Genomic DNA, 20,152 nt, shown 5'->3' on the forward strand with positions numbered 1-20,152 from the left:
AACGGATGCCGCTGGGATCGACAGCGTGGGAAAAGAATTCTCGCGTCAGTATCCGAGTGACGCGAGCGAGCTCCGGAGTGCCTCGCCGGACGCGAGCAGCCGCGATTCCTCCTGCTCCGAGAACGGCGTCTCGCGGATGGGTCGCACCCCGGAGGCGCTGACGATACTGGGCACGGACAGGGCGATGCCGTCGATGCCGTGGTAGTCGTTCAGCACGGTGCTGACGGGCATCACTGCGTGTTCGTCCTGCAGGAGGGCCTCGACGATGCGGGCACCCGAGAGTCCGATGGCGTAGTTGGTCGCGCCCTTGCCTCGGATCACGGCGTAGGCGGCCTCGCGCACCTCTGCGGCGATGTCGTCCAGTTCGTCGGCGGCGAACACGGTGCCTCCGCCCCAGTCGAGCAGGGGCACCGTTCCGATGGTGGCGTTCGACCACAGCGGGAACTCGGTGTCGCCGTGCTCCCCCACGATGTAGGCGTGCACACTCGATGTCGCGACTCCGGCTCGTCGGGCGAGAAGAACGCGGAGTCGCGAGGTGTCGAGCACCGTGCCCGAGGAGAACACCCGATGCGACGGCAGTCCGCTGATCTTCTGGGCGACGACGGTGAGCACGTCGCAGGGGTTGGTGACGAGCACGTAGGTGGCGTCGGGAGCCTGCTCGAGCAGTGCCGGCATCAGCTTCTCGAGGATGCGCGCGTTCGTGCCCGCCAGGTCGAGCCGTGTCTGGCCGGGTTCCTGCTTCGCGCCGGCGGTGATCACGATCACGTTCGATCCCTCGACCACCCCGATGTCCGCGCCGCCGGTGATGGTGCTCGACCCCGTGAACTGGGTGCCGTGCGCGAGGTCGAGGACCTCGGCCTCCGCCTTCGCCGCGTCGATGTCGTACAGGGCGACGTGTCGGGCCGAGCCGCGGATGAGCGCGGCATACGCGAGGCTGGCCCCCACGCTTCCGGCGCCGACGACGGTCAGTTTCGAGTTCTCGATCTCAGCCATGTGCCCATCCTCCCGTGCAGAGGAGCGAGCACGCCACCGCGCGCCGATGACCGTGACGTGTACGAGTCAGCGGAGTTCGAGCCGAGAACAGGCCGATGCAGACGCATCCGTCGCCCGATCACGCCGAACTCCGCTGACTCGCACGCCTGAGATGGTCTCGATACGCGTCCTCGCTGCGCTCGGTCGCTACTCGACCAGCGGGAGCGAGCTATCCGGCCGCGAAAGCGACCAGCAGACCTACTCCCACTCGATCGTTCCCGGCGGCTTCGACGTGACGTCGAGCACGACGCGGTTCACGTCGGCCACCTCGTTGGTGATGCGGTTCGAGATGCGGGCCAGCACGTCGTAGGGCAGCCGGGTCCAGTCGGCCGTCATGGCGTCCTCGGAGGAGACGGGGCGCAGCACGATCGGGTGCCCGTAGGTGCGGCCATCGCCCTGCACGCCCACCGAGCGCACGTCGGCGAGGAGCACGACGGGGCACTGCCAGATCTCGCCGTCGAGACCGGCGGCCGAGAGCTCGGCCCTCACGATCGCATCCGCGTGGCGGAGGAGCTCGAGGCGTGCCTCGGTGACTTCGCCGACGATGCGGATGCCCAGGCCGGGGCCGGGGAACGGCTGGCGTCCGACGATCTCCTCGGGCAGCCCCAGCTCACGACCGATGGCGCGCACCTCGTCCTTGAACAGCGCGCGCAGCGGCTCGACGAGCTCGAACATGAGGTCTTCGGGGAGTCCGCCGACGTTGTGGTGGCTCTTGATGTTGGCCGTGCCAGACCCGCCACCCGACTCCACGACATCCGGGTACAGGGTGCCCTGGACGAGGAAGCGGATGGGTTCGCCGTCGGCGTCGGCTTCGGCGATGAGATCGCGCTCTGCCTGTTCGAAGGAGCGGATGAACTCGCGCCCGATGATCTTGCGCTTGGTCTCGGGATCCGAGACGCCGGCGAGGGCGTTCAGGAACTGCTCGCGTGCGTCGATCGTGACCAGACGGATGCCGGTCGCGGCGACGTAGTCGACCTCGACCTGGCGGCGCTCGTCCTGGCGCAGCAGGCCGTGGTCGACGAAGACGCAGACCAGCTGGTCGCCGACGGCCTCGTGCACGATGGCCGCCGCCACAGCCGAGTCCACGCCGCCCGAGAGCCCGGCGATGACACGGGCCGAACCGACCTGGGCGCGGATCTTCTCGACCTGCTCGGCGATGACGTTGCCGCTGTTCCAGTCGGCGGCGATGCCCGCTGCCTTGTGCAGGAAGTTCACGATGACGTCCTGGCCGTACTCGGAGTGCTTCACCTCGGGGTGCCACTGCACGCCGTAGAAGCGCTTCTCGTCGTTGGCGAAGGCCGCGACGGGAGTCGACGCCGTCGACGCCAGCACCTCGAAGCCGTCGGGCGCGATGGCGACCGAGTCGCCGTGGCTCATCCACACGGTCTGAGAAGACGGCTGGCCGCCGAGCAACTGGTTGCCGTCGTCGGTGCGCGCTGTGACGGCGGTGGAGCCGTACTCGCGTTGCCCGGTGTGGGCCACCTCGCCGCCGAGCTGGGTGGCCATGACCTGGAAGCCGTAGCAGATGCCGAGCGTCGGGACCCCGAGTTCGAGGATGCCGGTGTCGAGCGCGGGCGCACCCTCCTCGTAGACAGACGATGGTCCGCCCGACAGCACGATGCCGATCGGGTTCTTCGCGGCCACCTCGGCCGCGGTGATCGTGTGCGGCACGATCTCGGAGTAGACGGATGCCTCACGAACGCGTCGAGCGATCAGCTGCGCGTACTGCGCCCCGAAGTCGACGACGAGTACTGGGCGCTGCGAGGTCTCGCTCACTGTGTGGCCTCCACGGTGGGGGTGGTCTGGGCGACGGGAGCGGCTTCTGCCTCCCGGGTCGCGAGGTACGCCTTCACCTCGCGGGCGATGCGGCCCTCGAGGAAGAACGACAGGAACGGGATGACGCCGCCGAGCGCGATGACGATGAACCTCGTGAACGGCCAGCGCATGAGGCTCCACAGCCTGAAGTCGCTGAACAGGTAGACGACGTAGAACCAGCCGTGCACGATCAGGATGCCGGTCGAGAGGTTCACCGCGGTGGTCGTTCCCTCCGGAACGAGCGCGAGGAAGCCCGAAGGACCGGCGAGCTCGATCTCGAGACCTCCGACGTACTTGAGGAGCATCTCGGCGCAGAGGGCGAGCAGAAGCGTTCCGGTGATGACCGAGGCCACCTGGTAGAACTTCACAGCCCCCCGGATGCGCGGAAAATCAGCGGGTTTGGGTGCGAGCGGCATGCTCACCATTCTACGGCGCGCTGGAGGCCGCCTCTGCCGAGGCCTCGGCCAGCGCATCCGCTGCCTCCTCCTGCTCGCGCTCGTATGCGTCGCGCACGAGCCGGTACCACAGGAAGATCGCGAAGCCGGCGAAGACGACCCACTCGACGGCGTAGAAGATGTTGAGCCAGTTGAGTTCGACGTCCTGCAGCGGCGGCGGCGAGTCGATGGCCGTGAGCCCGGCGGGAGGTTCGATCTGGACGAGGTAGGCGGCGTAGACGTCGCGGTTGTCGAAGTCGGCCCAGAGGTTGATGAGCGCCGCTGTCGACACCGTCGTCATCGAGTGCGGGTCTGCGCCCTCATCCGGAACCTCGGGTGCCTCGGTCGGCAGGAGGCGGCCGATGACCGTCACGGGATCCGTGCTCTCATCGGCCAGGTCCGCGGCGGCTGCGCGCGCGGTCTTCTCATCGGCCGCCCAGCCGCGTGCCACGGGGATGCCGGGCTCACCGGCCGCATCCACCGCCAGATGGCTGACCACCCAGAACCCGGTCGCGTCCGCGTTCACGCGGTCGCCGATGACCTGCTCGTCGCCGGGAACCCATCGCCCGGTGACCGAGACCATCTGGCCGGTCGAGGTCTGCCGGATGGGCTTTGACGGTTCGGCCTTCTCCGCGAGCGGCACGATGGTCTCGGTCGGGTGCGTCTCCACCCGGGAGGATTCGACGGCGCGGCTGAGCTGCCACTGACCGAGCACGGCGAATCCGGCCGCGATCGCGAGGGCAGCGAGCAGTGCGAGCACCCAGCGCGGGCGCACCATCATCCGGAGCATGGATCTAGTCGTCGTCCTTCGAGCGGGGTGTGTCTGATCCATTGTCCGTCACGTCGATGAGTCGTTCGACCGCTTCGGCCGTCTCGTCGTTGCGGCTCGTGCTGAGGCCGGCGGTGGCCGCCTCCATCAGGGCGATCTCCTCGGCCAGCATCGGATCGCGTTCCCTGCGTTGCTTCTCCGGCTTCTTCCGGATGATGCGCGCCCCGATCTTCTCGGAGTTCGCCGCGAGCAGCGGTCCGATGATCGACATGACCAGCACGTAGAGGCCGGCGAACGGGGTGATCCGGTCGTCGAGTCCCGCACCGACGGACAGGGTCGCCAGGATAAGCGCGAACTCGCCGCGGTTCTGCAGGATCACGGCCGCGTTGATGCCTGCCTGAACCCCGAGGCCGTTGATGCGGGCGACGAACTGACCGGCGGCCACGTTCAGGATGATGGTCATGACGATGGCGATGACCACGGGCAGCAGAACCGAGGGGAACGCGCCGACGTCCATGGCGAGGCCGAAGTTCAGGAAGAAGAAGGCTCCGAACACGTCGCGCAGCGGCAGCGCGATGTGCTCGATCTTGTTGCGGAAGCGGGTGGCGCCGAGCACGAGGCCGATGAGGAAGGCGCCGATCGCATCCGTCACCCCGAGCACCTCGCCGATGCCGCCGAACATGACGGCCAGGCCGAAGAACAGGATGGTGAAGAGCTCGTCGTCCTTGGTGCGGAAGATGCGACCGACGAACTTGCCGCCCCACCGGGCGACGCTGAACATGATCACGAGGAACGCGAACGCGATGCCGAGCTTCATGAGGATCGGCCCGATGTCGGTCTCCCCGCTCAGCACGACCGAGACGATCGCCAGGTAGACGGCGATGAAGATGTCCTCGACCACGGTCACGCCGAGGATCATCGGCGTCTCTCGGTTGGGCAGGCGCTTGAGCTCGATCAGCAGCTTCGTGACGATGGCGCTCGACGATGTCGCCGTCATCCCGGCGATGACGAGCGCTTCCCGAGGTCCCCATCCGACCAGGAAGCCGAAGAGGAGCCCGGCGCCCATGTTGAGCACGATGTAGGAGCCGCCCGAGATCAACAGCTTGCCCGCGTTGCCGAAGAACTCGTCCTGGTCGAATTCGAGGCCCAGGTTGAACAGCAGCATGATCAGCCCGAAGACCGCGATCAGCTCGATGTAGTGGTTCTCGAAGTTGAGCGGGAACCATCCCGTGTGCGGACTGGCGAGCAGCCCGACGATCATGTAGATCGGGATGGTCGGCAGCCCGACCATCTTTCCCAGGCGTCCGAGCGCGTACGCGACGATCAGCAGGATGCCGAGCGTGATGAGTTCTGGGCCGAAGTGCATGACTCAGCCTCCGGGCGGTGCGTCGGTGGCCGACGTGGCGGGGCGGCTTCCGGTGCGGAAGTAGGCGAACGCCTTGAGCACCTTGTCCGGAGCACCGGCCACCACGAGGGTGTCGCCGGGGAAGACCTTGAAGTCGGGAGCCGGAGCCGGGTTCGCCGATTCGCCGCGCACGACGGCGACGACGGTCAGCCCGGCCACGCCGGCATCCGCCGGATCGCCCAGGGGTTGACCGGCGATGTGGTCGTCATAGTCGACGGTGAACCAGTCGATCGAGAGCCCGGGAATCTGGTCGAGTGCCGTGAGGGTCTCCGTGATCTGCGTTCCGCCGAGCAGTTCCGCGAGGGTGTGGGCCTCGTCCTCGTTCAGGCGGAGCGACACCTTCTCGGCGTCGTTCTCCTCATCGGAGAAGGTGACGAGGTCACTGTGGCCGGAGCGATGCGCGATCACGCCGACCTTGCCGCCGTCGTCGGTGATGAAGGTGTGCAACACCCCGACCCCGGGGAGCTTGACGCGCCGAACATCGACCATGGCTGGAACTCCGTTACGTCTCGGGGACAGTCCTTCCACCCTAACAAGAGGGCCAGCGGCACCCGAATCGCCGGGCTCCGGCCGTACCCTTTGCGCCTCGCCCCACGCCACTTCGCGGGCGTCTGCGCCACATGGTGTGGCGCAGACCTCCGCGAACTGGCGCACGGCACCCGACCGGGCGCTCCTCCCCCGCGGCGGCGGCGACAGCGCCGGTGTTCGGACCTCGGATGCCCGCGAATGGCCCGGACGCCCGGCGAGATCATCGGACCATGAGAGCTCCCCTGCCCACCACCCCCGAGAACCTCGTGCTCTCCCGCCGCGCCGGCGAGGTCGGCATGGCCGACACCCTGCGTTCGGCCCGACGCGCCGGCGAGCTGGTGCGCATGAGACGCGGCGTCTACATGCCCGAGACGGCACATCGCGATCTGACCGAACGGGAGAGCTACCGAACTCGTGCGCTCGCGGTCGGTGAGCAACGAGCTCGTCCGGTCTACGCCGGCTTCACGGCCGCGGTCATGCATGGGCTGCCCGTCGTCGACGGATTCAGCCCGGAGGTGTTCCTCCTGTCGCCCACGAGCTCGGGTCGCAGACGCAACGGCGTCGTGGAGCTGGGTCGACGCGACCCCGCTGAACTCGTCGTGGTCGACGGGGTCGTGGCAACCGCCGTGCCCGACACGGTCATCGACGTGGCTCGATCGCGCTCGCTCCTCCAAGCACTCGTGATGGCGGATGCCGCCCTCCGCGTCGACCGGTTCGGGGAACGAGAGCCGCTGTGCACGTCGGAGGAGCTGCGATCAGCGTTCGAGCGGCGGCTGCCGTTCCCGGGCAGCAGGCGAGTGGCCGCCGTCCTCGATCGGGCGACGACCCTGGCGGAGAGTCCGCTCGAGACTCTGAGCCGGCTCCGCATCGAGGAGCTCGGGTTCCCCGCTCCGACGCTGCAGTATCCGGTCACGTTGCCCTCCGGGTCGACCGTCCACCTCGATCTCGCGTGGCCCGAATACGCGGCGTGGGGGGAGGCCGACGGGGACGGCAAGTACCTGGGACTCCTGCCCGGCCCCGATGACCGCCGCTCACCCGGGCAGATCGTCGCCGCGGAGAAGAAGCGCGAGGACGCAGTGCGCTCCGCCATGCGCTGGACCTGCGGGAGATGGGACTGGGCCGAGGCGTAGCACGGGGCCCCGCTCGCCGCCATCCTGCTCGCCCTCGGACTCCCGCGCACTCCGCGTCGCCCACGTTCCTGACGTTCTCCCGCCGCCCCACGCCAGTTCGCGGGAGTCTGCGCCACGTCAGGTGGCGCAGACTCCCGCGAAATGGCGCACGGCAGCAGACCGGGCGCTCCTCTACGGCGGCGCCGGCGACGGCCCCCTACGGCGTCATGATGTCGGGCGCCTCGAGCCTCACGCGGTCGGCCGACTCGTCATCGGGCTGCTCCTGCGACTGCCGCTCGGCGGCGACGCGCTTCAGGTAGTTCGCCACCTCGCGTTCCTGACGCTCCTTGTCCCACCCGAGCACCCCGCCCATGAGCTTGGCGGCCACCGGCGCCGCCGAGACTCCGCGATCCCACGCCTCGATCGAGATGCGGGTGCGTCGGGCGAGCACGTCCTCCAGGTGCAGGGCACCCTCGTGAGAGGCGGCGTAGACCACTTCGGCGCCCAGGTAGTCGTCGGCACCGGGCAGGGGCTCGCCGAGGGAGGCATCGCTTCGGATGAGGTCGAGCAGTTCGTCGGTCAGGGTGCCGTAGCGGTTCAGCAGGTGCTCGATGCGCACGGTGTGCACCCCGAACGCCTTGGCGATCTTGCGGCGCTTGTTCCACGCGGCCCAGTAGCCCTCCGCTCCGAGCAGGGGGATCTCCTGGGTGGTGGATGCGGGGATGCGACCATCGAGGGCGTCGGCGGCCGCGTCGATGGCGTCCTTGGCCATCACCCGGTACGTCGTCCACTTGCCGCCCGCGATCACGACGAGACCCGGAACACTGTGGCCCACCAGGTGCTCGCGGGAGAGCTTCGACGTCTGCTCGCTCTCTCCGGCCAACAGCGGCCGCAGGCCCGCATAGACGCCTTCGACGTCCTCGCGGGTGAGCTGCGTGGCCAGCACACTGTTGACGTGCTCCAGCAGGTAGTCGATGTCGGCCGCCGTGGCTGCCGGATGCGCCTTGTCGAGGTTCCAGTCGGTGTCCGTCGTGCCGATGAGCCAGTGCCTGCCCCACGGGATGACGAAGAGCACGCTCTTCTCCGTGCGCAGCAGCAGTCCCATCGACGACTGGAAGCGGTCGCGCGGCACGACGAGGTGGATGCCCTTCGACGCGCGCACCTTGAAGGTGCCTCGCTCGCCCACCATGCGCTGGGTGTCGTCGGTCCACACGCCTGTCGCGTTCACGACCTGCTTGGCCCGCACCTCGAAGCGCTCACCGGTCTGCAGGTCATGCGCGTGCACGCCGACGACACGCTGGCCGACCTTGATGAAGCCCTCGACCTTGACGCGGGTCGCCACGTGGGCCCCGTAGAACGACGCCGTGCGGCCGAGCGACGACACGTAGCGCGCGTCGTCGACCTGGGCGTCGTAGTACGTGATTCCCCCGACGAGGGCGTCATTGGAGAGCGACGGGATCGCGCGCATCACCTGCCTCTTCGAGAGGTGACGGTGATGCGGGACGCCGGGCGGGCGCCCGCCGCTGTAGCTGAAGATGTCGTAGAGCAGCATGCCCGCGCCGATGTAGAAGCGCTCGATCACGCGCTTCTTGAGCGGGTACAGGAAGCGCACCGGCTTCACCAGGTGCGGGGCGATGCGCTGTAGAAGCAGCCCACGTTCGATGAGCGCCTCACGCACCAACCTGAAGTCGAGCTGCTCCAGGTACCGGATGCCGCCGTGCACGAGCTTCGACGACCGGCTCGACGTTCCCGACGCCCAGTCGCGCTGCTCCAGCAGCCCGACGCTGAGTCCGCGGGTCACGGCGTCGAGCGCCGCTCCGGCCCCCACGATGCCGCCTCCGACCACGAGGATGTCGAGCTCTCGCTCCTTCATCCTCGTCAGCGCGGCCGCGCGTTCCTCGGGGCCGAGCTTGGACGATCGGCTGACGTTGTTCGTAGATGCCATCGTTGGCCTCCTTGAGGCGAGTCGTTACTTCGACGTTAGTTGCCCTGATACGGCGCGACAACAACTTCGACGCGCTGGAACTCCTTCAGGTCCGAGTATCCGGTCGTCGCCATCGAGCGGCGGAGCGCTCCGACGAGGTTCGCCGTTCCCTCGGCCACCGGCGCCGGGCCGTAGAGGATCTCCTCGAGCGGGGCGATGGTGCCGACCTGCACCCTGTTGCCGCGAGGAAGCTTGGAGTGGTGCGACTCAGCACCCCAGTGGTAGCCGCCGCCGGGGGCATCCGTCGCCCTGGCCAGGGTCGATCCGAGCATCACGGCGTCGGCACCGCAGGCGATCGCCTTGACGATGTCGCCGCTGGTGCCGAGGCCGCCATCGGCGATGACGTGAACGTAGCGTCCGCCGGACTCGTCGAGGTAGTCGCGGCGAGCACCGGCCACGTCGGCGACGGCCGTGGCCATCGGGGCGTGGATGCCGAGCGCCGCTCGGGTGGTGGATGCCGCTCCTCCGCCGAAGCCGACGAGAACACCGGCGGCTCCTGTGCGCATCAGGTGCAGCGCGGCCGTATAGGTGGCTGCGCCGCCCACGATGACGGGAACGTCGAGCTCGTAGATGAACTTCTTGAGGTTGAGCGGCTCCGTGCTCTTGGACACGTGCTCGGCCGAGACTGTGGTGCCGCGGATGACGAACAGGTCGACGCCGGCGGCGACGACGGTCTCGTAGAGCTCCTGGGTGCGCTGCGGCGACAGGGCTCCGGCCACGGTGACGCCTGCTGAGCGGATCTCGGCGAGTCGCTCGGTCACGAGTTCGGGCTTGATCGGCTCGGTGTAGATCTCCTGCATGCGACGTGTCGCCTTGTCCTGCGGAAGGCTGCGGATCTCGGCGAGCAGCGGCTCCGGGTCCTCGTAGCGCGTCCAGACGCCCTCGAGGTCGAGCACGCCGAGACCTCCGAGCTGTCCCATCATGATGGCCGTCGTCGGCGAGACCACGGAGTCCATGGGGGCGGCGAGGAACGGGATGTCGAACTGGTAGGCGTCGATGGACCACGTCACCGAGACGTCCTCTGGGTCGCGGGTGCGCCGGCTCGGCACGATCGCGACGTCGTCGAACGCATACACACGGCGACCGCGCTTGGCGCGACCGATCTCGATTTCCATACTCACGACTCCAGCCTACTGCGGAGCCTGAACGCGGCCTGCGGATGGCCGGGCCTCAGCGGGGCGTCACCGTGCCCGTGCCACCCGCGCCTCGTCCCAGACCGGCTGATCCGATTCGTACACCTCGCCGTCGGCGCCGAAGACGAGGTAGCGGTCGAAGCCCCGGGCGAACCAGCGGTCGTGGGTCACGGCGAGCACCGTGCCGTCGAAGGCGGCGAGGCCCTCCTCGAGCGCCTCGGCCGAGACCAGGTCGAGGTTGTCCGTCGGCTCGTCGAGCAGCAGCAGTGTCGCGCCCGAGAGTTCGAGCAGCAGGATCTGCATCCGCGCCTGCTGCCCTCCTGAGAGCGACTCGAAGTTCTGCTGTGCCGAGCGCACGAGCCCGTAGCGGTCGAGCGCCGAGCTCGCAGCCTCGCGCGGCAGACCGGTGCGTCCCTCGTCGCCGCGGTGCAGGATGTCGAGCAGCGTGCGGCCGGCGAGTTCGGGATGGTGGTGGGTCTGGGCGAACCAGCCGGGCACCACGCGTGCGCCGAGCACGGCGCGGCCGGTATGCGGTACCGGTGCGAGCCCCTGCCCGATGCTGGTCACGTGGCCGAGCATCCGATCGGGCTCTGTGCCGCCCCGGGCGAGCGCGCGCAGGAAGTGCGACTTGCCCGATCCGTTCGAGCCGAGCACGGCCACCCTCTCGCCGTACCAGACCTCGAGGTCGAACGGCCGCATGAGGCCGGTGAGCTCGAGCCGCTCGCAGACGACGGCGCGCTTGCCCGTGCGCGCCCCGCGCAACCGCATCGAGACGTCCTGTGCCGGCGGTCGCTCCTCGGGAGGGCCCGCCTCCTCGAACTTGCGCAGCCGCGTCTGGGCGGCCTGGTACCGCGACGCCATCCCGTCGTTGTACGTGGCTTTGGTCTTCAACGTCTGCACGAGCGTGCGCAGCTTCGCGTGCTCCTCGTCCCAGCGCCGACGCAGCTCGTCGAGCCTGTCCATGCGGGCGTCGCGGGCCTCGTGGTAGTCGCCGAACCCTCCGCCGTGCACCCAGACGGTGTTGCCGGCCGCACCGAGTTCGACCGTCAGGATGCGGTCGGCCGCGCGAGCCAGCAGCTCGCGATCGTGCGAGACGAGCAGCACGGTCTTGCGGGTCGCGCGCAGCTGCTCCTCGAGCCAGCGCTTGCCCGGCACGTCGAGGTAGTTGTCCGGCTCGTCGAGCAGGAGCACCTCCTCCGGGCCGCGGAACAGGGCCTCGAGGGCGAGCCGCTTCTGCTCACCGCCCGAGAGCGAGGTGACGTCGCGGTAGCGGGCTCGGTCCCAGGGGATGCCCAGAGCCGCAATCGTGCAGGTGTCCCAGACCGTCTCCTGGTCGTAGCCGCCAGCGTCGGCGTAGTCGGCGAGCGCCGTGGCATAGCGCATCTGGGTGGCGGTGTCGTCGTGCTCGATGAGCGCGTTCTCGCTCGCCTCCAGCTCGATCGCCGCTCCCCTGACCCGCACCGGGGCGACCGACACGAGCAGGTCGTGCACGGTGCCGGATGCCGCATGCCCGACGAACTGGTCCATGACGCCGAGGCCGCCGGCCAAGGAGACGACACCGGCATCCGGGGCCAGCTCGCGACGGATGATGCGCAGCAGCGTCGACTTGCCTGCGCCGTTGGCGCCGATGAGAGCACCGGTCACGCCCTCGCCGACGCGGAACGACACCGCATCGAGCAGGGGCCTGCCGTCGGGAAGGGTGAAGGAGACGTCGCTGACGTCGATGTAGCCCATGAGCAGGAAGTCCTCGTGATCGCCTGAGCCCGACAGCTGCGGGCGCCGCGGGTGGGCAGCCGATCAGGATACACCGATCCGTCCCTTCGGCAGCAGCACCCCCTAGCGCCGGACGGATGCGGCAAGCTGGGGCCATGACGAGGATCGACGCCGAACCCCTCCACCTGCTCCGCGAGCGCACCAGCGAGAAGTGGCGCATGCACCCCGCGGACGTCCTTCCGCTGACCGTCGCCGAGATGGACTTCCCGCTGGCGCCGCCCATCGCCGCGGCCCTGCACGCGGCCGTCGATCGCTCTGACACCGGCTACGTCTCCAGCCGCCTGGCCGTGGCTACGGCCTTCGCCGGATTCGCGCTGGAGCGCTGGGGCTGGGAGGTCGACCCGCAGAGGATCACCAGCACGGCCGATGTGAGCCTCGGCATCGTCGAGGTGCTGCGTCAGGTCACCCGACCCGGCGACGGCGTGATCATCACCCCGCCGGTCTACCCGCCGTTCTTCGAACTGGCCCCCGAGGCGTCGGCGCGCATCGTCGAGGTCCCGCTGCTGGGCGGGATCGACGACGGCTGGCGACTCGACCTCGATGCGATCGACACCGCGTTCGCGGCCGGCGCCCGCGCCATGGTGCTGTGCAACCCGCACAATCCCGTCGGCCTGGTCCACACGGCCGACGACCTGCGCGTCCTCGCCGACATCGCGCTGCGGCACGGGGCCACGATCGTGAGCGACGAGATCCACAACGCCCTGCTTCGGGAGGGTGCCGCGTACTCGCCGTTCCTGTCGGTGTCGGATGCCGCCCGCGAGGTGGGCGTCGCCGTCACCTCGGCGAGCAAGGCCTTCAACACCGCCGGCCTCAAGTGCGCTCTCGTCATCTCGGCGAGCGACCGGGGCGACGCCGTGCGCTCTGGGTTCCCCATCGAGGTGCAGTGGAGGACCGGGCTGTTCGGCGAGATCGCGAGCATCGCGGCGTTCTCAGCAGGCAGCATCTGGCTCGACGGAGTGCGCGAGACGCTCGACTCCAATGCGGCCCTGCTCGGCGAGCTGCTCGCGGAGAAGCTGCCGGCTGTGCGCTACAGGATTCCCGACGCGACCTACCTGGCCTGGCTCGACCTCTCGGCTCTGGGGTGGGGCGACGACCCGGCCGCATACGCACTCGCGCACGCCAGGGTGGCTCTGGCCAACGGCCCGGAGTTCGGCGCCGAGGAGGGCCGCGGACATGCCCGGCTCAACTTCGGCACCTCGCCCGAGATCCTCCGTGAGGCGGTCGACCGCTTGGCCGATCTGGCCGCACGCCCACCGCTACCTCCGCTGGTCGAGTAGGCCGCGAGCGAAGCGAGCAGCCGTATCGAGACCAGTCCCCGAGAACCACGCCCTCACGGGCTCTCCCGTCGCCGCGCGCCGCCCTCTACAGCGGAGGCGCCGTGACGAGGCGAGTCGAACAGCCGATCTCGCCGGGCATCAGCCGCTCCGGGGGGAATCCACCTCCGGCTCTGACGCTGCCATCGCTCTCGCGCACCCCGACGATGCAGTCGCCCTCGCTCGGCACCCCGACGGCTGCGATGAGCCGCCCATCTCCGACGGTCGTCTCGATCGCGACGTAGTCCTGCGGGAATGCCGCCATCACGTCCGCCTCGAGGCCGGCCGCATCCGTCGACAGCAGAACCGCCTCGAGGATGGCCGCTGAGGACGGGTCGAGGGTTGGCGGTGGTGATGGCGACGGGAGCGGTGGCACATCGCCATCGGGACAGTCGACCTGCTCGAGGTCGGGGGCGTCTCCGTAGCGATCACCGACGACCGTGTACTGGGCGCAGAGCGTCGCAGAGCCGGCGGCCCGTGCGATGTCTCCGACGGTGTCGGGGCTGTGAGCTGCGATGTCGACGCTGATGCGGAGGAGCAGCTGCGCACCAGCGGCGTCCGAGGTCGCACCGCTCCAGGAGAGAGCCTCCACCCGATGGGAGGAGCCGTCGGGGAGTTCGACGTTCTCGTCCTGGACGTGCGAGGCCACGAGCCACTCAGCCGTGCGTGCTCTCATCACCGAGGGTGCCAGGTCGTCCCCGATCCGCTCAGCGATGGACCACGCTTCCTGTTCGGCGAGAGCGTCGCCGTCGAGGCGGGTGCATCCTGTCGAGCCGAGCACCACCACAACGGCGAGCGCCGCGATCAGCCCCCATCGTGACCCCATCCGGCGATCCTAGGCAGGCTCGCGTGCCGCGGGCGTCGGGGACGACCCCGAGGGTGAGGAAAGGCTGCGGCACCCGCGGCGGGCTCACGCCTCATCTCAGGACCGCGGAATTCCGCGGCACGCTGACCCTCAGCGCGTGTAGTTGGGCGCCTCGACCACGATCTGCACGTCGTGCGGGTGCGACTCCTTCAGGCCAGCCGGCGTGATGCGCACGAACTTGCCCTTCGCCTTCAACTCCTCCACGGTGCGAGCGCCCACGTAGAACATCGACTGGCGCAGTCCGCCGATCAGCTGGTACGCGACGGCGGAGAGGGGTCCGCGGAACGGCACCTGGCCCTCGATGCCCTCGGGGATCAGCTTGTCGTCGCTCGGCACGTCGGCCTGGAAGTACCGGTCCTTGGAATACGAGGTCTTCTTGCCGCGCGTCTGGAGTGCTCCGAGGGAGCCCATGCCGCGGTAGGTCTTGAACTGCTTGCCGTTCTGGAAGATCAGTTCGCCGGGGCTCTCGGCCGTTCCGGCGAGGAGGGACCCGAGCATCACGGTGTCGGCTCCGGCGACGAGCGCCTTGGCGATGTCGCCCGAGTACTGCAGGCCTCCGTCGGCGATCAGGGGGACGCCGGCCGGCCGAGTGGCCTTGGATGCCTCGTAGATGGCCGTGATCTGCGGAACGCCGACGCCTGCGACGACGCGCGTGGTGCAGATCGATCCGGGTCCGACGCCGACCTTCACGGCATCGGCTCCGGCATCCACCAGGGCCTGGGCGCCATCGCGGGTCGCGACGTTGCCGCCGATGACGTCGATGTGGGCGAACGTGGGATCGCTCTTGATGCGACGGATGATGTCGAGCACGCCCGCGCTCTCGCCGTTGGCCGTGTCGACCACGAGAACGTCGACGCCGGCGTCGCGCAGCGCCTCGGCGCGCTCCCAGGCGTCGCCGAAGAACCCCATGGCCGCGCCGACGCGGAGGCGCCCCTCGGAGTCCTTGGTGGCGTTCGGGTACTGCTCGCTCTTGTCGAAGTCCTTCACCGTGATGAGACCGGTGAGGTATCCCTCGTCGTCGACGAGGGGCAGCTTCTCGACCTTGTGCTTGGCGAAGATCGCGAGAGCCTCGTCGGGGTTCATGCCGACGCGACCGGTGATGAGCGGCATGTGGGTCATGACCTCGCTCACCTTCGTCGAGCTCTTCTCGAAGTCGGCGACGAACCTGATGTCGCGGTTCGAGATGATGCCGACGAGCTTGCCGGCCTCGTCGACGACGGGAAGGCCGCTCACCCTATACGTCGCGCAGAGGGCGTCGACATCGGCGACGGAGGCATCCGGAGTCGTCGTCACCGGGTTGGAGACCATACCGGATTCGCTGCGCTTCACCCTGTCGACCATCTCTGCCTGGTCGGCGATCGAGAGATTGCGGTGCAGGATGCCGATACCACCCTGGCGGGCCATGGCGATGGCCATGCGCGCCTCGGTGACGGTGTCCATCGCGGCGGAGAGCAGCGGTGTCGCCACGTCGATGCGCCGGGTCAACTGCGAGCGGGTGTCCGCGTCGCTCGGGATCACGTCGGTGTGTCCGGGCAGGAGCAGCACGTCGTCGTAGGTCAGACCGATGAAGCCGAAGGGATCGTGCTCGCCCATCTCGAAGTTCCTTTGCAGAGTTCAGATCGTTATGAAGCCGCAATCCACGATGATCCGACCAGTTGATCAATGTTAAGCGAGTTTGCGCCTCAGGCATTCCACCCGACACAATCACTCAGCGTCGACAACCACATTTGCGAAACACATAGGACATAATCAGCACGTACTGTCGACAAAGTTGTTGTCAGGATTGACCTAGGAGCCGCCACCGGCACGACCGGTGAGGCACCCCCCATGGAGGTTCAGTGAATTCCACTGATACGGCTCGTCGGCGATCACCGAGAACTCTCGTGATCCTCGTCGGTCTCTTGTTCGCATTTCTCACATTGAGCGCATTCAACGCCTCACCAGCCCAGGCGGACGAGGTGGGCACCGAGTACGACTACACGTTCGTCGGCAACGTCCAATTCGACCAAGAGCCGCTGGAGGGCGTGGAGATCACGGTCTCCGGCAACGGCTACAAGGCGACGGTGAAGACGGATGCCGATGGCAAGTGGAAGATCGGAGTTCCGGAGAAGGCGGCCTACAAGATCACCCTCGACGAGGACACCCTTCCCAAGGGCGTCGTCGTGGCCAAGGGCGGTTCGACCATCGAGGCCGAGTTCGCCCTCACCGCGACGAAGGCGGTCAACTTCTTCCTCGGTGAGGGGCAGCGCGTCACGACGAGCTTCTTCGACCAGTTCGTGCAGCGCGTGGTCAACGGCCTCAACTTCGGTCTCCTCCTGGCCCTGGCCGCGATCGGCGTCTCGCTGATCTTCGGCACGACCGGCCTGTCGAACTTCGCGCACGCGGAGATGATCACCTTCGGTGCTCTCATGACGCTCACCTTCGGCGTCGACCTGGCCTGGCCGCTCTGGATCGCGATCATCATCGCCCTGGTGCTGAGCGCCGGCCTCGGCTGGACTCTCGACGCCATGATCTGGAAACCGCTGCGCCGCAAGGGCGTCGGGATCATCCAGCTCATGATCGTGAGCATCGGCCTCTCCCTCGCCCTGCGCTACGTCTACCAGTTCTTCTACGGTGGAGCCACGCAGCAGCTGCCCGGCGCGACCCTGCCGAGCGACATCCGCTTCGGCGCCGTCGCCCTGTCATGGGTCGACGTGGCCAGCATGATCATCTCGATCGTCGTGCTCCTCGGTGTCGCCTACTTCCTGCTGCGCACCCGCGTCGGCAAGGCGACCCGCGCAGTGTCCGACAACCCGAGCCTCGCCTCGGCCAGCGGCATCGACGTCGACAGGGTCATCCGCATCGTCTGGGTGCTCGGAGGCCTGCTCGCCGGACTCTCCGGCATCCTGTACGCCTACGCCCGCCCGGGTGTGAGCTGGGACATGGGCTTCCAGATCCTGCTGCTCGTGTTCGCAGCCGTGACCCTGGGTGGTCTCGGTACGGCGTTCGGTGCGCTGGTCGGGTCGATCATCGTCGGCCTCTTCACGGAGCTCACGACCCTGTGGCTCCCGTCGGACCTCAAGTACGTGGGAGCACTCATCGTCCTGATCCTCATCCTGCTGTTCCGACCGCAGGGCATCCTGGGTCGCAAAGAGAGAATCGGTTAGGGGGCAGGCACATGATCGACTGGATTCAGATCTTCTCCAATGCCTCGCAGGAACTCATCAGCCCGACGACGGCCGCCTACGCGCTCGCCGCGCTCGGCCTCGCGATCCACTTCGGATACACGGGCCTGCTGAACTTCGGCCAGGCGGGCTTCATGGCCCTCGGCGCGTACGGGTACGCCATCTCGATCCTCACCTTCGGCTTCCCCGTCTGGGCGGCCGTGCTGGTGGGAGTCGGGGCGTCGGTGGTCTTCGCACTGATCCTCGGTATTCCGACCCTCCGCCTGCGTGCCGACTACCTCGCCATCGTGACAATCGCGGCAGCCGAGATCCTGCGACTGCTCTTCACCACGGGAACGTGGGAGTCCGTCACGGGTTCCGCCAGCGGCCTCCAGGGCTACAAGGGCAGCTTCGGCGCCCTCAACCCCTTCACCTTCGAGGGCACCGTCGGCTTCGGGCCGTTCCAGTACAACGCCTACGACTGGTGGATCCGCCTCGTCGGCTGGACCGTCGTGATCGTCGCCGGCATCCTCACCTGGCTCATCATGCGCAGCCCGTGGGGCCGTGTCATCAAGGGCATCCGTGAGGACGAGGACGCCGTGCGCGCCCTCGGCAAGAATGTGTACTCCTACAAGATGCAGAGCCTCGTGCTCGGTGGTGTCTTCGGAACCCTCGCCGGCATGATCTTCGTGCTGCCGCGTGCTGTGGTTCCCGCGAACTACCAGACCTCGCTCACCTTCTTCATCTACGCGATCCTGCTGCTCGGTGGTGCAGCCACCATCCTCGGACCGATCATCGGCTCGATGATCTTCTGGGTGCTGCTGTCGTTCTTCTCGGGCTTCATCGCCCGAGCCGTGGAGGCCGGCTGGCTGCCCTTCATGACCCAGGTGCAGGCTGGACAGCTGCGCTTCATCCTCGTCGGAGTGGCGATCATGTTGATCGTGATCTTCAGACCCCAGGGCATCTTCGGAAACAAGAAGGAGTTGGCCTTTGTCAAGTGACACGACCCCAACAGTCACCCCGGTCAAGACGACCGGACTGCACATCGGCGATGCCGTGCCGGGAGTCCGCAAGGTCGACCCGATCATCATCGCCGACGGAGTGCGACGCACCTTCGGTGGTCTGACCGCCGTCGACGTCGAGCACGTCGAGATCCCCCGCGGCGCCATCACCGCCCTCATCGGCCCGAACGGCGCCGGCAAGACGACCTTCTTCAACCTGCTGACGGGCTTCGACAAGCCGGATGCCGGTGTGTGGGAGTTCGACGGCAAGCCGTTGCAGCGGGTGCCCGCCTACCGCGTGGCCCGCATGGGACTCATCCGCACCTTCCAGCTGACGAAGTCGCTCGGCCTCCTCACCGTGCTCGACAACATGAAGCTCGGCGCGAAGGGGCAGACCGGCGAGAACCTGTTCCGCTCGGTCCTGCCCTTCCTCTGGCGCAAGCAGGAGGACGAGATCACGACGAAGGCCGACGAACTGCTCGCCCGCTTCAAGCTCGACGCCAAGCGCGAGGACTACGCGGCCAGCCTCTCCGGCGGCCAGCGCAAGCTCCTCGAGATGGCTCGGGCCCTCATGAGCGATCCGACGCTGGTCATGCTCGACGAGCCGATGGCCGGCGTGAACCCGGCGCTCACGCAGTCGCTGCTCGACCACATCCTGGGCCTCAAGGACCAGGGCATGACGGTGCTCTTCGTCGAGCACGACATGCACATGGTGCGCCACATCGCCGACTGGGTCATCGTGATGGCCGAGGGCAAGGTCGTCGCCGAGGGCGATCCGCACACAGTCATGGCCAATCCCGCCGTCATCGACGCCTACCTGGGATCGCACCACGATTCCGACCTGGGCGAGACCGACACGGAGCACGTCGAAGTCCTGAAGGAGCTCATCGATGACGAACAGTAGTCCAGCAGCCCCGGCAGCCCCTGCCCCCGTCGGCGAACTCGTCGTCGACGTGCGCAGCGTCACCGCCGGCTACCTGCCCGGGGTGAACATCCTGAACGACTGCTCGCTGCAGGCACGCCAGGGCGAGCTCATCGGAATCATCGGCCCGAACGGCGCCGGAAAGTCGACCCTGCTGAAGTCGATCTTCGGCCTCGTGAAGGTGCGCGAGGGCGGCATCTTCCTGCAGGGCGAGGAGATCACCAACCTGAAGGCGAACAAGCTCGTCGCCAAGGGTGTCGGCTTCGTTCCCCAGACGAACAACGTGTTCCCGTCGCTCACCATCCAGGAGAACCTGGAGATGGGCATGTACCAGAAGCCCAAGGGTCTCAAGGAGCGTCTCGAATTCGTGACCGAGATCTTCCCCGAACTCGGACGCCGCCTCACGCAGCGCGCCGGTTCGCTGTCGGGTGGTGAACGCCAGATGGTGGCGATGTCGCGGGCGCTCATGATGGGACCGCACATCCTGCTGCTCGACGAGCCCAGCGCCGGGCTCTCCCCCGTGCGCCAGGACGAGGCGTTCCTTCGGGTCAAGGAGATCAACAAGGCCGGCGTGACGACCATCATGGTCGAGCAGAACGCCCGCCGCTGCCTGCAGATCTGCGACCGCGGCTACGTTCTCGACCAGGGCAAGGACGCGTACACGGGCACCGGCCGTGAGCTGCTGAACGACCCCAAGGTCATCGGGCTCTACCTCGGAACGCTGGGCGAGTAGCGCGCAGACGACGAAACGAGACGAGGGGCGGATGCTGCGGCATCCGCCCCTCTTCTCGTTGTCGATCCGACGCCCGCCGTCTGGCCCGCCGGCGAGCGTCGCCCTCTGCCTGCCGCCCTCACGCACTCACGCACTCACGCACTGACGCTCGCACAGGGTCCTCGCACGCCGTCTGCCATACCGTCGGGCGCCC

General features: G+C 68.0%; 17 protein-coding genes. 6 read left to right on the plus strand and 11 right to left on the minus strand.

Going from position 1 to position 20,152, the window contains the following annotated elements:
- Window positions 1–45: 45 nt before the first annotated feature.
- The 6 genes from ASC59_RS09225 to ASC59_RS09250 form a co-directional block, all read right to left on the minus strand.
- Window positions 46–993: an L-lactate dehydrogenase gene (locus ASC59_RS09225; RefSeq protein WP_055821196.1), complete on the minus strand. Its 948-nt coding sequence runs from the start codon at window positions 991–993 to the stop codon at window positions 46–48.
- Between the two features lie 237 nt (window positions 994–1,230).
- Complete coding sequence (gene guaA, locus ASC59_RS09230) at window positions 1,231–2,808, minus strand: glutamine-hydrolyzing GMP synthase (protein WP_055821199.1); 1,578 nt, start codon at window positions 2,806–2,808, stop codon at window positions 1,231–1,233.
- Window positions 2,805–3,263 (minus strand): DUF3817 domain-containing protein, encoded by a 459-nt coding sequence (locus tag ASC59_RS09235; RefSeq protein ID WP_055823104.1) that lies wholly within the window; start codon window positions 3,261–3,263, stop codon window positions 2,805–2,807. The genes guaA and ASC59_RS09235 overlap by 4 nt, the downstream gene beginning before the upstream one ends.
- A 10-nt stretch (window positions 3,264–3,273) precedes the next feature.
- Window positions 3,274–4,071: an SURF1 family protein gene (locus ASC59_RS09240; protein WP_235492641.1), complete on the minus strand. Its 798-nt coding sequence runs from the start codon at window positions 4,069–4,071 to the stop codon at window positions 3,274–3,276.
- A 4-nt stretch (window positions 4,072–4,075) separates the two neighbouring features.
- Entirely contained in the window at window positions 4,076–5,416 is a 1,341-nt protein-coding gene (locus ASC59_RS09245; RefSeq protein ID WP_055821207.1) for a cation:proton antiporter, read from the minus strand.
- Window positions 5,417–5,419: 3 nt separating this feature from the next.
- The gene (locus ASC59_RS09250; protein ID WP_055821211.1) at window positions 5,420–5,944 is read right to left on the minus strand and encodes a cation:proton antiporter regulatory subunit; all 525 of its coding nucleotides are present in this window, start codon (window positions 5,942–5,944) and stop codon (window positions 5,420–5,422) included.
- 269 nt (window positions 5,945–6,213) lie between these two features.
- Between ASC59_RS09250 and ASC59_RS09255 the strand changes: the two genes are divergently transcribed.
- Window positions 6,214–7,113 carry a hypothetical protein gene (locus ASC59_RS09255; RefSeq protein ID WP_055821214.1) on the plus strand — a complete coding sequence of 300 codons (900 nt, stop codon included), beginning with the start codon at window positions 6,214–6,216 and terminating at the stop codon, window positions 7,111–7,113.
- 196 nt (window positions 7,114–7,309) lie between these two features.
- Here ASC59_RS09255 and ASC59_RS09260 read toward each other — a convergent pair whose 3' ends face one another.
- The 3 genes from ASC59_RS09260 to ASC59_RS09270 all read right to left on the minus strand — a co-directional run bounded on the left by ASC59_RS09260 (window position 7,310) and on the right by ASC59_RS09270 (window position 11,943).
- The gene (locus ASC59_RS09260; RefSeq protein ID WP_055821216.1) at window positions 7,310–9,037 is read right to left on the minus strand and encodes a glycerol-3-phosphate dehydrogenase/oxidase; all 1,728 of its coding nucleotides are present in this window, start codon (window positions 9,035–9,037) and stop codon (window positions 7,310–7,312) included.
- Between the two features lie 35 nt (window positions 9,038–9,072).
- The gene (locus tag ASC59_RS09265) at window positions 9,073–10,191 is read right to left on the minus strand and encodes a GuaB3 family IMP dehydrogenase-related protein (protein WP_055821219.1); all 1,119 of its coding nucleotides are present in this window, start codon (window positions 10,189–10,191) and stop codon (window positions 9,073–9,075) included.
- 66 nt (window positions 10,192–10,257) lie between these two features.
- Window positions 10,258–11,943, minus strand: a complete 1,686-nt coding sequence (locus ASC59_RS09270) for an ABC-F family ATP-binding cassette domain-containing protein (protein ID WP_055821222.1) — start codon at window positions 11,941–11,943, stop codon at window positions 10,258–10,260.
- 134 nt (window positions 11,944–12,077) lie between these two features.
- Here ASC59_RS09270 and ASC59_RS09275 point away from each other — a divergent pair, with 134 nt between their 5' ends.
- Entirely contained in the window at window positions 12,078–13,259 is a 1,182-nt protein-coding gene (locus ASC59_RS09275) for a MalY/PatB family protein (RefSeq protein WP_055821224.1), read from the plus strand.
- An 85-nt stretch (window positions 13,260–13,344) separates the two neighbouring features.
- Here the strand turns inward: ASC59_RS09275 and ASC59_RS09280 are convergent, their stop codons facing one another.
- Window positions 13,345–14,121 (minus strand): hypothetical protein, encoded by a 777-nt coding sequence (locus ASC59_RS09280; protein ID WP_055821228.1) that lies wholly within the window; start codon window positions 14,119–14,121, stop codon window positions 13,345–13,347.
- A gap of 129 nt (window positions 14,122–14,250) precedes the next feature.
- Complete coding sequence (gene guaB / locus ASC59_RS09285) at window positions 14,251–15,753, minus strand: IMP dehydrogenase (protein ID WP_055821231.1); 1,503 nt, start codon at window positions 15,751–15,753, stop codon at window positions 14,251–14,253.
- A 293-nt stretch (window positions 15,754–16,046) separates the two neighbouring features.
- Here guaB and ASC59_RS09290 point away from each other — a divergent pair, with 293 nt between their 5' ends.
- From ASC59_RS09290 to ASC59_RS09305, 4 genes are read left to right on the plus strand one after another with little or no spacing between them, the layout of a single operon-like run.
- Window positions 16,047–17,306, plus strand: a complete 1,260-nt coding sequence (locus tag ASC59_RS09290; protein WP_055823107.1) for a branched-chain amino acid ABC transporter permease — start codon at window positions 16,047–16,049, stop codon at window positions 17,304–17,306.
- Window positions 17,307–17,320: 14 nt separating this feature from the next.
- On the plus strand, window positions 17,321–18,304 hold the full coding sequence (locus tag ASC59_RS09295) for a branched-chain amino acid ABC transporter permease (protein WP_055823110.1): 984 nt from the start codon (window positions 17,321–17,323) through the stop codon (window positions 18,302–18,304).
- The gene (locus ASC59_RS09300; RefSeq protein ID WP_055821233.1) at window positions 18,294–19,208 is read left to right on the plus strand and encodes an ABC transporter ATP-binding protein; all 915 of its coding nucleotides are present in this window, start codon (window positions 18,294–18,296) and stop codon (window positions 19,206–19,208) included. The genes ASC59_RS09295 and ASC59_RS09300 overlap by 11 nt, the downstream gene beginning before the upstream one ends.
- A complete protein-coding gene (locus ASC59_RS09305; protein ID WP_055821236.1) occupies window positions 19,195–19,959 on the plus strand; it encodes an ABC transporter ATP-binding protein in 765 nt (254 codons plus the stop codon). Before ASC59_RS09300 ends, ASC59_RS09305 begins: the two co-directional genes overlap by 14 nt.
- Window positions 19,960–20,152: the final 193 nt, after the last annotated feature.

It is taken from the genome of Leifsonia sp. Root1293, assembly GCF_001425325.1.
In the GTDB taxonomy this organism is placed as follows: domain Bacteria; phylum Actinomycetota; class Actinomycetes; order Actinomycetales; family Microbacteriaceae; genus Orlajensenia.

Excerpts from the sequence above, each read along its gene's own strand:
- ASC59_RS09225 (WP_055821196.1), bottom strand. The coding sequence starts at position 993 with ATGGCTGAGATCGAGAACTCGAAACTGACCGTCGTCGGCGCCGGAAGC.
- ASC59_RS09275 (WP_055821224.1), top strand. The coding sequence starts at position 12,078 with ATGACGAGGATCGACGCCGAACCCCTCCACCTGCTCCGCGAGCGCACC.
- ASC59_RS09240 (WP_235492641.1), bottom strand. The coding sequence starts at position 4,071 with ATGCTCCGGATGATGGTGCGCCCGCGCTGGGTGCTCGCACTGCTCGCT.
- ASC59_RS09235 (WP_055823104.1), bottom strand. The coding sequence starts at position 3,263 with ATGCCGCTCGCACCCAAACCCGCTGATTTTCCGCGCATCCGGGGGGCT.
- ASC59_RS09245 (WP_055821207.1), bottom strand. The coding sequence starts at position 5,416 with ATGCACTTCGGCCCAGAACTCATCACGCTCGGCATCCTGCTGATCGTC.
- guaB (WP_055821231.1), bottom strand. The coding sequence starts at position 15,753 with ATGGGCGAGCACGATCCCTTCGGCTTCATCGGTCTGACCTACGACGAC.
- ASC59_RS09305 (WP_055821236.1), top strand. The coding sequence starts at position 19,195 with ATGACGAACAGTAGTCCAGCAGCCCCGGCAGCCCCTGCCCCCGTCGGC.
- ASC59_RS09270 (WP_055821222.1), bottom strand. The coding sequence starts at position 11,943 with ATGGGCTACATCGACGTCAGCGACGTCTCCTTCACCCTTCCCGACGGC.
- ASC59_RS09250 (WP_055821211.1), bottom strand. The coding sequence starts at position 5,944 with ATGGTCGATGTTCGGCGCGTCAAGCTCCCCGGGGTCGGGGTGTTGCAC.
- ASC59_RS09265 (WP_055821219.1), bottom strand. The coding sequence starts at position 10,191 with ATGGAAATCGAGATCGGTCGCGCCAAGCGCGGTCGCCGTGTGTATGCG.
- ASC59_RS09255 (WP_055821214.1), top strand. The coding sequence starts at position 6,214 with ATGAGAGCTCCCCTGCCCACCACCCCCGAGAACCTCGTGCTCTCCCGC.
- ASC59_RS09280 (WP_055821228.1), bottom strand. The coding sequence starts at position 14,121 with ATGGGGTCACGATGGGGGCTGATCGCGGCGCTCGCCGTTGTGGTGGTG.
- ASC59_RS09260 (WP_055821216.1), bottom strand. The coding sequence starts at position 9,037 with ATGGCATCTACGAACAACGTCAGCCGATCGTCCAAGCTCGGCCCCGAG.